We start from the raw sequence: 11,144 nt of genomic DNA on the forward strand, positions 1-11,144 counted from the left end.
ATTATTTAATCATACTATTTATTTTATTAATCATAATTTAAAGTTACATTTCATTGAGAAATAGTAAATTGAATCATTATTTGTTAAACAAAATTAAATTTTAAAACTTTGTTATGCTTGCATAATAAAAAAAGATTATATTTGTTAGACATACACTAAAATATGTTAAGAGAAGATTTAACGATAGATTATTTATTGCGTTCAACATGGTTGTCAGTTCAGAAAATGTATAATGAGCAAGCAGTTGCTTACGATTCTACAATGGTGTATGCCTTTACATTATTATCAATAGATCCGAAAGGAGGTACGCCAAGTACGTCGCTAGGACCAAAGATGGGAATAGAGCCAACAAGCTTGTCGAGAACATTAAAAAACTTAGAAGCAAGAAATTTTATCGTTCGAAAACCAAATCCAGAAGATGGGAGAAGTGTGTTGATCACTTTGACTGAAGAAGGATTAAGAATGAGAGATATTTCAAAACATTTTGTTTTGCAATTTAATGAATCAATTAATAATCACATCGAACCAGAGAAAATGCAAATTTTCTTGGAAGTGATTTATAAGATTAACCAATTAATATCGGACAAAAAAATATTTAAAAACAATTATGAGAAGACACGTTAAACACGTAACTGTATTAGGATCAGGAGTGATGGGTTCTGGTATTGCATGTCATTTTGCAAATATCGGAGTCGAAGTCTTGATGTTAGATATGGTTCCTCGCGAGCTTACACCACAAGAGCAAGCGAAAGGACTTACTTTAGAGAGTAAAGTAGTTCGTAACAGAACTGCTCAAACTCACTTAGATGCTGCTTTAAAAAGCAATCCTTCACCAATTTATGACAAAGCATTTGCTTCTCGTATAACTGTAGGGAATTTTGATGATGATTTCGAGAAGATTAAAAACTCGGATTGGGTAATAGAGGTTGTGATCGAAAGATTGGATATTAAACAATCTATTTTTGAGCGTGTAGATAACTTCCGTAAACCAGGAACTTTAGTCACTTCTAATACTTCTGGTATTCCAATTCATTTGATGGCTGAAGGTCGTTCAGATGATTTTCAGAAACATTTCTGCGGAACGCATTTCTTCAATCCGCCACGTTACTTAAAATTATTCGAAATTATCCCAACTCCTCAAACAGATAAATCTGTTGTTGAGTTTTTCCAAAACTATGCATCTTTATTTTTAGGTAAAACACCAGTTTTATGTAAAGATACGCCAGGTTTTATCGGGAATAGAGTAGGAGTTTACTCGATGGCGAAAGTGATGGAATTGGCGCAAGAAATTGGATTAACGATTGAAGAAGTTGATACTTTGACAGGTTCTATTTTGGGTCGTCCAAAAACGGGAACATTCAAATTGGGTGATTTGGTTGGTTTGGATACAGCATATAATGTAACAAAAGGTTTACAGCAAAATGCGCCAAATGACGAAATGATCCAAGGTTTGAAAGATTCAAAATTCTTGGATTTCTTAATCGAAAATAAATTCTTAGGAGATAAAGCGAAAAAAGGTTTCTATTATAAAGAAATTGATAAAGAAGGGAATACCAATCGTTTTGCCTTAAATCTTGATACGTTAGAGTATCGTCCAATGGAACGTGCAAAAGTTACAGCTGTAGAAACTGCTAAAAATGCAGGATCTATGCGTAATAAATTAGGTATTTTATTGAAAGATTCTGGTAAGGCTGGAGAATTGATTCGCAAACATTTTGCTTCATTATTCGCTTACGTTTCTCAACGTGTTCCAGAAATTACAGATGTACTTTATCCAATTGATGACGCTTTAAAAACAGGTTACGCTTGGAAATATGGTCCATTTGAAACATGGGACTTGGTTGGGTTACAAAACGGAATTCAATTAGTAGAATCAGAAGGTTTCAAGGTTTCGGATTGGGTAAAAGAATTAGCTGCTTCAGGTGCAGATTCTTTTTATAAAATCGAAAATGGTAAGAAATTATTCTATAATCAATCATCAAAACAATTCGAATTAATTCCAGGTCAAGATGCATTTATTATTTTAGATAACATCAGAAAAACAAATGAAATCTGGTCAAACCAAGAAATATCTATTCAAGATTTAGGAGATGGAATCATCAATATTGAGTTCCGTTCTAAAATGAATTCTCTTGGAGGAGGAGTTTTACAAGGAATCAATAAAGGAATCGAGTTAGCAGAAAAAGATTATCGTGGAGTTGTAATTGGGAACCAAGGAGACAATTTCTCTGTTGGAGCTAATTTAGCCATGATTATGATGATGGCTGCAGAACAAGATTGGTGGGAATTGAATATGGCAATCAAAATGTTCCAAGATACAATGATGCGTGTTCGTTATTCATCTATTCCAGTTGTTGTTGCTCCTCACGGAATGACGCTTGGTGGAGGTTGCGAAATGTCAATGCATGCGGATAAAATTGTAGCTGCTGCCGAAACTTACATTGGTTTGGTTGAGGTTGGAGTTGGATTAATCCCAGGTGGTGGAGGTTCGAAAGAATTTGCGCGCCGTGCAACTGAATTCGCTTTAAAAGATGATGTAAAAGTAAATCATTTACGTGATAATTTCATGAATATCGCAACTGCGAAAGTGGCAACTTCAGCTTATGAAGCGAAGAATATGGGAATTATTCGTGAGCAAGATATTGTTGTAGTAAATGCCGAACGTCAAATTGCAGAAGCGAAGAAACATGCAATTATTATGGCAGAAGCAGGTTATACACAACCAATTCAACGTAAAGTAGAAGTGTTAGGAAAAGAAGCAATGGGAATGTTCTATGTTGGAACAGATTCTATGGTTGCTGGACGTTTTGCTTCGGATCATGATCGTTTAATTGCGAATAAATTAGGATATGTAATGACAGGTGGTAATTTGTCTGAATCAACTTATGTTTCAGAACAATACTTGTTAGACTTAGAGCGCGAAACATTCTTATCTCTTTGTGGAGAAAGAAAAACATTAGAGCGTATTCAGCATATGTTAAAAACAGGTAAACCGTTGCGTAATTAATATTTGTATTAAGTAAAAAGTAACATGTAAAAAGTATTTATGCATGATTTTAAAGAGTTAATCGTTTGGCAAAAAACAATGAATTTTACGAAAAGGTTTTATGAGATTACTTCAAATTATCCTAAAAGTGAGATTTATGGTTTGACCTCTCAATCAAGAAGAGCTTGCGTATCGATAGCTTCAAATATTGCAGAAGGTGCTGGTCGAAATTCGAATGCTCAATTTATTAATTTTCTCAATATAGCTTTAGGTTCGTCTTTCGAATTGGAATGTCAAATTATTTTAGCAAGAGATTTAGAATTTATTCAAGTAGAGATTTCGGATAATTTATTAAAAGATTTAAAACATATACAGAATATGTTGGTCAAATTAATTCAGAACTATAATTAAATACTTTGTACATCATACATTTTACATTGTACAATCTAATAATACTTTAAAAAAATGAAACAAGCATATATAGTTACAGGATATAGAACAGCTGTAGGAAAAGCGCCAAAAGGAACATTGCGTTTTACACGTCCAGATGAAATGGCAGCTACAGTAATCAAGCGCTTAATGCAAGATTATCCAACTTTAGATCCAACACGTATCGACGATCTAATCGTTGGATGTGCAATGCCAGAGGCAGAACAAGGATTGAATATGGCACGTCTTATCTCATTAATGGGATTAGACACAGACAAAGTTCCAGGTGTTACAGTAAATCGTTATTGTGCTTCAGGATCAGAAGCAATTGCTTTGGCGGCTGCTAAAATTAGAACAGGAATGGCAGAATGTATCATTGCTGGTGGTGCAGAATCGATGTCGTATATCCCGATGGGAGGTTACAAACCAATTCCAGAAACAGATTTAGCGAAAGATCATCCAGATTATTATTGGGGAATGGGATTAACAGCGGAAGAAGTTGCAAAAGAATTTAAAGTGTCTCGTGAGGATCAAGATTTATTTGCATTCAATTCGCATCAAAAAGCATTAAAAGCAAATGCTGAAGGAAAATTTGCATCTCAAATCGTTCCGATTGATGTTGAATTTAATTTCTTAGATGATAAAGAAAAAGTTCAAACAAAGAAAATTGATTTCAAAGTAGACGAAGGTCCACGTGCGGATACATCTATCGAAGGTTTAGCAAAATTACGTCCTGTTTTTGCGCAAGGAGGTTCAGTTACAGCAGGTAACTCTTCTCAAATGTCGGACGGAGCAGCTTTCGTTATGGTAATGTCAGAAGATATGGTGAAAGAATTAGGTCTTGAGCCAGTTGCACGCTTAGTTGCATATTCTACGGTAGGTTTAGCACCTCGTATTATGGGAATTGGACCTTTATTTGCAATTCCAAAAGCATTAGAACAAGCAGGAATGAAATTAGAAGATATTCAGTTAATCGAATTGAATGAAGCCTTCGCTTCTCAATCAGTTGCAATTATGCGCGAGTTGAATCTTAATCCTGATATCGTCAATGTAAACGGAGGTGCAATTGCTTTAGGGCATCCACTTGGATGTTCGGGTACGAAATTAACCGTGCAATTGTTACATGAAATGGAAGCGCGTAAAGCGAAATATGGAATGGTAACCATGTGTGTTGGTACAGGACAAGGAGCAGCTTCAATTTTCGAATATCTAAAATAAAATCTAATATCTAAACAACAAAAAAATATGTCTACAAATCCAAATAGATTAATCGGAGGTCAATATTTAATTAAAGATGCCTCTTATAATGATATTTTCACTTACGAAGATTTATCAGAAGAACAACAAATGATTTTGCAATCTGCAAAAGAGTTTATCGATAAAGAAGTAGTGCCTAAGAAACACCAAATTGAGAAAAAAGATTATGCGTTGATTGAAGAATTAATGCGTAAAATTGGTGAATTAGGTTTATTAGGAATTTCTGTTCCAGAAGAATATGGTGGAATGGGAATGGGATTCGTTACAACAATGTTAGTGTGTGACTATATTTCAGGAGCAACAGGTTCGTTAGCAACAGCTTTTGGAGCACATACTGGAATTGGAACAATGCCAATTTTATTGTACGGAACAGAAGAACAAAAACAAAAATATTTACCAAAATTAGCAACAGGAGAATGGTTTGCATCTTACTGTTTAACGGAGCCAGAAGCAGGTTCTGATGCAAATTCAGGAAAAACAAAAGCTGTTTTATCAGAAGATGGTAAAGAATATATCATCACAGGTCAAAAAATGTGGATTACAAATGCAGGTTTTGCTGATTTATTCATTGTTTTTGCACGTATTGATGATGATAAAAATATCACAGGTTTCATTGTAGAAAAAGATAAAGCTGGTGCTGGATTCTCATTAGGAGAAGAAGAAGATAAATTAGGAATTGTTTCTTCATCAACACGTCAAGTTTTCTTTAATGAAGTTCGTGTTCCAGTAGAAAATCTATTAGGAGAAAGAAACGGAGGATTCAAAATTGCGATGAATGCATTGAATGTTGGTCGTATCAAATTAGGAGCAGCATGTTTAGATGCGCAACGTCGTATTTTAGATTATTCGTTACAATATTCTTCAGAACGTAAACAATTCAATACATCAATCAATACATTTGGTGCGATTAAAGAGAAATTAGCTGATATGGCTGTTTCTGCGTTTACTTCAGAAGCTGGTGCGTATCGTGCAGCGAAAGATGTACAAGATGCAATCGAAGATAACATGGCAAAAGGAATGCCTCATAATGAAGCGGAATTAAAAGGTATCGAAGAGTATGCAATCGAAGCTTCTATTTTAAAAGTTTGGATTTCTGATGCTGCTCAAATTTCTGCGGATCAAGGAATTCAGATTTACGGAGGAATGGGATATTCGAAAGAAATGCCAATGGAAGCAGCTTGGAGAGATGCACGTATTTCTAGAATTTACGAAGGAACAAACGAAATCAATACCTTATTATGTGTTTCGATGTTAGTAAAACGTGCATTCAAAGGAAAATTAGATTTAATGTCTCCTGCAATGAATGTGGCGAACGAATTAATGTCTATTCCTTCTTTTGATGTCCCAGATTATTCAGAATTATTTGCGCAAGAAAAAGAAATTATTGCAAATCTTAAGAAAGCGTTCTTTATGGTTGCAGGTTCTGCTTTGCAAAAGTTTGGTGCAGAATTAGAGCAACACCAACAGTTGATTATTGCGGCTTCTCGTATTATGCAAGAAATTTATATGGTAGAATCGGCGATGTTACGTGCAGAAAAAATTGCAAATGTAAAAGGTGCTGATGCAGTGAAAAATGCAGAAAAATTAGTTCAATTACAATTATTCAGATCGGTGGAGATTATTAAAACAGAAGCGACGCGCGGAATTGTTTCTTTCACAGAAGGAGATGAGCAACGCATGATGTTGTCTGGTTTAAGAAGATTTACACGTTACAACGAATATCCAAACGTAGTTAACTTAAAAACTGAAATTGCAGATCTTTTAATCAAAGAAAATAAATACACTTTCTAAGTATATTTTAATACAAATTATTTAAAGCAGTCAATTTATTGGCTGCTTTTTATTTTTAACATATTGAAATTTAATTTGGTATATCGTTTGATAAATCTAAGGCAAGTACTAGTCTTTATATAAGTTAGTTGAGTTTTCATGGTACTTAAGTTTTAGTAGAGAAAGACCTCAGTTGTTCCCAATTGAGGTTTTTTTATGTCTTGAAGTTAATGTTTATTCATTAAAAATAAGTGAGTTAAGTCGTTATTTCTTAATGAAATACTTTTCGAAAGAAATGATTTGAAGTAACTTTAATTCAAATTAATAACCCAATTAAAACAAAGCTTATGATAATTAATGCAGCAATTCTTACGTTGACCATGTTTGCAACATTTAGTATTATGTGTCTAGTCAAATTAGATGAATTAAAAAAAATAAAATAAAACCGAAACTCCATTTCTATAAATGGAGTTTTGTTGTTTTATAAAGTTATATTTACTTCAATTAATACATTCGAAATGAAAAAGAAGTTAGTCGTTTTAACGGGAGCTGGAATTAGTGCAGAGAGCGGAATTTCAACTTTTCGAGATGCCAACGGTTTGTGGGAAAATCATGATATTATGGAAGTTGCTTCTATTGAAGGTTATCAAAGAAATCCTAAATTGGTTCAAGACTTTTATAATCAGCGTCGAAAACAATTGTTCGATGTTGAACCCAATGCGGCGCATTTTTTTCTGAAAGAGTTAGAAAATGATTTTGAAGTTGTAATTATCACTCAAAATGTTGATGATTTGCACGAAAGAGCAGGTTCGTCTAAAATTATTCATTTGCATGGTGAATTGAGAAAAGCGCGAAGCGAAAAAGACGAAAATCTAATTATTGATTGGAATGAAGATATCAAACTTGGAGATTTGGCGGAAGATAGAAATCAACTCCGTCCGCATATTGTATGGTTCGGCGAAATGGTCCCAGAAATAGAAAATGCGATTGATGAGGTTTTAACAGCAAATATTTTGGTGATTATTGGAACGTCAATGCAAGTGTATCCAGCTGCTTCGCTCAAAGATTATACAAAAACAAATGTGCCAATTATCTATATCGATCCATCAGATACGTATACCAATTCATCTATTACGCATATCAAGAAAAAAGCAACAGAAAGTATTGAAGAATTAAAAACAATTTTGAATAATTTTTAATCTTTTACGTTTTAATCTTGGTTAATTATTTTAAATGATATGAAGTATATATTTCTACCATTATTAGTCTTTTCTATCAATGCGACTGCTCAAGAGTTAAATCCATTTTATCAATCAGTTGTCGAACAAGTGAAATACGATTCTGTGCATCAGAAATTGCAAAAATTTCAAGATTTCGGAATTAAAACTGTTGGATCTTCTGCTCACGAAAATGCATTTACATGGTTGAAATCTTATTATACGGCTTATGGTTATACCAGTATAGAAAAACAATCGGTTAATGTATACGGAAATGTTGGGAATAATTTGATTGTGACAAAAATTGGTAAAAAATATCCTGACGAATTTATTATCATCGATGGTCATTATGATACATTAAATGGACCTGGAGCGAATGATAATGGCTCGGGAACGGTTATTTTATTAGAAATTGCTCGATTAATAAAAGATATTGACACAGATTATTCGATAAAATTTATTCATTTTACAGGGGAAGAACGAGGTTTAATCGGAAGTCAGGCGTATGTAAATCAAATTGCAGTTCCTCAGAATTTAAAAATTAAAGCTGTTCTGAATATTGATGAGGTAGGAGGAGTGGCGAATAAGGTAAATTCGACAATTGTTTGTGAGCAAGATGAAAGTAATCCAACATCTAATAATGCTATTTCAGCTGAATTAACCAATAAAATGGCGAATATTTTTCCATTGTATACAACTCTAAAAACTGAAATTTCGAATGCTTATAGTTCCGATTATATGCCTTTTCAGGCAGTTGGTTATCCTATAACTGGACTTTTTGAAAAGAATGAAACGCCTTATGCACATACTGCTCAAGATATAATCGATAATATGGATTTGAATTATTTGACAGAAGTAGCGAAAGGAGCTTTGGCGACTTTATTGCATTTTTCTCAAGCACAAGAGAAGTTGACTACAACAGATCATACTATTTCAACTTTGCAAGTGTACCCAAATCCAGTAAAGAACTACCTTTATTTTTCTCAGACTTTGCAGCAGCCAAGAATTACCATATACAATGAAGTAGGAGTGCAGGTTTATGATAAAAAATTTCAAACAGCTGTCTCGCAAATAAATTTAGAACACCTTACGACTGGTGTTTATTTCATCAATGTAAACTCAAATCAATACCACTCTAAAATCATAAAAAAATAAATTGTTGCTCCTCATTGCTGTAATAAATTGTCTTTTTTAGCTAAATAGTTACTTTTTTTGTCTAATGGGGAATTAATTCTTCGATATACGAGCATCGAACAAACCATATAGAATGGATATAGCGTGGATATAGAATGGATATACAACCGATATAGAAAAAGTGCATTTTAGTGCATACAACCTCCATTTAAGTTAATGGTTAACCAATTAAGTTTATCATTCGTCACTTCTAATGAATTTGTTTATTTAGAGATTAAAATTTCATTTTTTCTACAAATGATCTAACGGACTGATGATTTTTCGTTTGGCTGCATCGGTTAAACCGGTGTAAATCATGGTAGTTTTAATATCTTTATGACCTAATAAATCTTGCACAAATCTAATATCGGTTCCTTGTTCAATAAGATGCGTGGCATACGAATGTCGCAGGCTGTGGACCCCTACTTTTTTATTTATATTGGCTTTTTTCATGGCATTTTTAAATACTTGCTGAACCGATCGAACCGAATATTGTGCACCACTTTGCCCTTCGAACAAATACGTTTTTGGTCGGTATTCTTTATAATAAGCTCGTAATTCTTCTAAAACCGATTCAGGCAAAACGGCATACCGATCTTTTTTACCTTTTCCTGCGCAAATTAGCACCTGCATACGCTTACTATCAATATCGGTAACTTTAAGATGTACCAATTCACTCACACGCAATCCCATACCGTAGCACATTTTAAGCAACAGCAAATGCTTTTTATTCTCAATAGTTTTAAGCATTTTTTTAATATCGTGCGTTGAAATAGCCTTGGGTAAAATACTTGGTTTTTTAGGCCGAGGAATATCCATAAAAAATCGTTCACGATACAAAACCTGTTCAAAATAAAACTTAACAGCATTCATACGGCTGTGGATTAGATTTTCGGATAATTTTAAGGTATCTATACAATAAAGAAAATATCCACGAAGTTTTTCTGTAGACAAATCGTACACGGGATAGGTCTTAAGAAGTTTAAGCAGTTGAATAAATTCGGTTGTATATGTTTTAATGGTATTTACACTATATCCTTTCAGCTTTAGTTGATCGGTATAGCGTTTAAGCTCTATTTGATTAATGCTGGCAACCTGTGTAAGGGAACTTTTAGCAGAATGTTTTACCGGCAAATTAAACAACTTCCTTGATTGCTGCGTATCTGCTACATACCATTTTCTAACTGATTGACTCCAATTTACGTTTACCACATTTTTAAGCTGACTTATCAGTACTGCATTATAGGGAAAATGAATCCAAATAACTTTTTTCTCCTTATGAATTCCCTGCGAGAATTGATAATTCAAATAATTAAATTTAACAATATTATTTGCGTCCATAAAATTCGTATTTTGTATTGTAACAAATATAAAATTACACAAAATTTCTATAATAAATACTAAATACGCAATTAATTATCATGATTAATTTACTCACTTTCAGTAAATAGCGTTTATTTTAACTTTTTATTTGGTTCTTATAGAAAGTTGCGTATATTTGAGAGTTGGTGGCAAGTTAATCCGAACGAAACGCAAAAAACAATATTATGGCAATAAGAAAAAGTAAAGAAGAAAATTTTGAAGTAAACGGAACTTTGGAAGATTTAAAGGCAAAAGTTGAAAATGCTCTTAAAAAAGGAGAATTTACTTCAATTAATACAAATAGTGTATTGAACCAAATCACAGCAAATTATAAAAAACTGACAGTTTGGGGCGAAATCAGTATCACTTTAACTGAAAGTGGAGAAAAAGTAAAAATTAATGCTGTTTCAACTGCAAATTCTGACAATATCTTTGCATTATTTAATAGTCCAAATAAAGTAATACTTGATAATTTTAAAAATAACTTATAATTCAAAAAGATGTTTGACGAATTAACTAAATATAAAAATAACAACCATTTTTTCTTTAAACCAACTGACAAATTAAGAGAAGTTTGTAATGCACCAACTGACAAAAGTGGAGTTTATTTAATTTACGCATTAAAAAACGGAAAAATTGAACTTGTTTATATTGGTCGTTCAGGCGAAATAAAACAAGATGGAACTTTATTTGTTAGAAAAGCAGGAATTGGAGGTATAAAAGATAGATTAGTAAACGGAAAACAATTTGGACAACCAAGAAGAAATTCGTGGAAAACCGTTATGGAATTTGAAAAAATTGAAGCTTTAGACATTTATTGGTATGTAACTCACGACGAAAAATACATAGATTGTCCGAAAGTAATCGAAAATAAAATTTTACATAAACATTTAGAAATTTATGGTAAAATACCAAGATGGAATAATGAAATTTAAATATAACCAGCCACC

At 33.0% G+C, this 11,144-nt stretch carries 10 protein-coding genes; 9 read left to right on the forward strand and 1 reads right to left on the reverse strand.

The features are described 5' to 3' along the window. The first annotated feature begins 162 nt into the window (after nucleotides 1-162). The 7 genes from N5D03_RS14035 to N5D03_RS14065 all read left to right on the forward strand — a co-directional run bounded on the left by N5D03_RS14035 (nucleotide 163) and on the right by N5D03_RS14065 (nucleotide 8,814). Entirely contained in the window at nucleotides 163-624 is a 462-nt protein-coding gene (locus N5D03_RS14035; RefSeq protein ID WP_125350256.1) for a MarR family transcriptional regulator, read from the forward strand. Next, complete coding sequence (locus N5D03_RS14040) at nucleotides 608-3,007, forward strand: 3-hydroxyacyl-CoA dehydrogenase/enoyl-CoA hydratase family protein (RefSeq protein WP_280052007.1); 2,400 nt, start codon at nucleotides 608-610, stop codon at nucleotides 3,005-3,007. Before N5D03_RS14035 ends, N5D03_RS14040 begins: the two co-directional genes overlap by 17 nt. A 39-nt stretch (nucleotides 3,008-3,046) precedes the next feature. Beyond that, entirely contained in the window at nucleotides 3,047-3,397 is a 351-nt protein-coding gene (locus N5D03_RS14045; RefSeq protein WP_114999168.1) for a four helix bundle protein, read from the forward strand. Nucleotides 3,398-3,451: 54 nt separating this feature from the next. Continuing rightward, nucleotides 3,452-4,633 carry an acetyl-CoA C-acyltransferase gene (locus N5D03_RS14050; RefSeq protein WP_125350257.1) on the forward strand — a complete coding sequence of 394 codons (1,182 nt, stop codon included), beginning with the start codon at nucleotides 3,452-3,454 and terminating at the stop codon, nucleotides 4,631-4,633. A 27-nt stretch (nucleotides 4,634-4,660) separates the two neighbouring features. After that, nucleotides 4,661-6,463, forward strand: a complete 1,803-nt coding sequence (locus tag N5D03_RS14055; protein ID WP_280052008.1) for an acyl-CoA dehydrogenase family protein — start codon at nucleotides 4,661-4,663, stop codon at nucleotides 6,461-6,463. A 497-nt stretch (nucleotides 6,464-6,960) separates the two neighbouring features. Then, nucleotides 6,961-7,641, forward strand: a complete 681-nt coding sequence (locus tag N5D03_RS14060; protein ID WP_280052009.1) for an NAD-dependent deacylase — start codon at nucleotides 6,961-6,963, stop codon at nucleotides 7,639-7,641. A gap of 39 nt (nucleotides 7,642-7,680) precedes the next feature. After that, complete coding sequence (locus N5D03_RS14065; protein ID WP_280052010.1) at nucleotides 7,681-8,814, forward strand: M20/M25/M40 family metallo-hydrolase; 1,134 nt, start codon at nucleotides 7,681-7,683, stop codon at nucleotides 8,812-8,814. A gap of 270 nt (nucleotides 8,815-9,084) precedes the next feature. Here N5D03_RS14065 and N5D03_RS14070 read toward each other — a convergent pair whose 3' ends face one another. After that, on the reverse strand, nucleotides 9,085-10,173 hold the full coding sequence (locus N5D03_RS14070; RefSeq protein ID WP_171623205.1) for a tyrosine-type recombinase/integrase: 1,089 nt from the start codon (nucleotides 10,171-10,173) through the stop codon (nucleotides 9,085-9,087). A gap of 206 nt (nucleotides 10,174-10,379) precedes the next feature. Between N5D03_RS14070 and N5D03_RS14075 the strand changes: the two genes are divergently transcribed. Both N5D03_RS14075 and N5D03_RS14080 read left to right on the forward strand, forming a co-directional pair. Continuing rightward, nucleotides 10,380-10,685: a hypothetical protein gene (locus N5D03_RS14075; RefSeq protein ID WP_103727259.1), complete on the forward strand. Its 306-nt coding sequence runs from the start codon at nucleotides 10,380-10,382 to the stop codon at nucleotides 10,683-10,685. A 9-nt stretch (nucleotides 10,686-10,694) separates the two neighbouring features. Beyond that, nucleotides 10,695-11,129, forward strand: a complete 435-nt coding sequence (locus N5D03_RS14080) for a hypothetical protein (protein WP_103727260.1) — start codon at nucleotides 10,695-10,697, stop codon at nucleotides 11,127-11,129. The last annotated feature ends 15 nt before the right edge of the window (nucleotides 11,130-11,144 follow it).

The organism is Empedobacter sp. GD03861 (genome assembly GCF_029840885.1).
In the GTDB taxonomy this organism is placed as follows: Bacteria; Bacteroidota; Bacteroidia; order Flavobacteriales; family Weeksellaceae; genus Empedobacter; species Empedobacter falsenii_B.

Coding starts and splice junctions, on each gene's coding strand:
- N5D03_RS14075 (WP_103727259.1), top strand. CDS start 10,380: ATGGCAATAAGAAAAAGTAAAGAAGAAAATTTTGAAGTAAACGGAACT.
- N5D03_RS14045 (WP_114999168.1), top strand. CDS start 3,047: ATGCATGATTTTAAAGAGTTAATCGTTTGGCAAAAAACAATGAATTTT.
- N5D03_RS14035 (WP_125350256.1), top strand. CDS start 163: ATGTTAAGAGAAGATTTAACGATAGATTATTTATTGCGTTCAACATGG.
- N5D03_RS14060 (WP_280052009.1), top strand. CDS start 6,961: ATGAAAAAGAAGTTAGTCGTTTTAACGGGAGCTGGAATTAGTGCAGAG.
- N5D03_RS14055 (WP_280052008.1), top strand. CDS start 4,661: ATGTCTACAAATCCAAATAGATTAATCGGAGGTCAATATTTAATTAAA.
- N5D03_RS14050 (WP_125350257.1), top strand. CDS start 3,452: ATGAAACAAGCATATATAGTTACAGGATATAGAACAGCTGTAGGAAAA.
- N5D03_RS14065 (WP_280052010.1), top strand. CDS start 7,681: ATGAAGTATATATTTCTACCATTATTAGTCTTTTCTATCAATGCGACT.
- N5D03_RS14080 (WP_103727260.1), top strand. CDS start 10,695: ATGTTTGACGAATTAACTAAATATAAAAATAACAACCATTTTTTCTTT.
- N5D03_RS14040 (WP_280052007.1), top strand. CDS start 608: ATGAGAAGACACGTTAAACACGTAACTGTATTAGGATCAGGAGTGATG.
- N5D03_RS14070 (WP_171623205.1), bottom strand. CDS start 10,173: ATGGACGCAAATAATATTGTTAAATTTAATTATTTGAATTATCAATTC.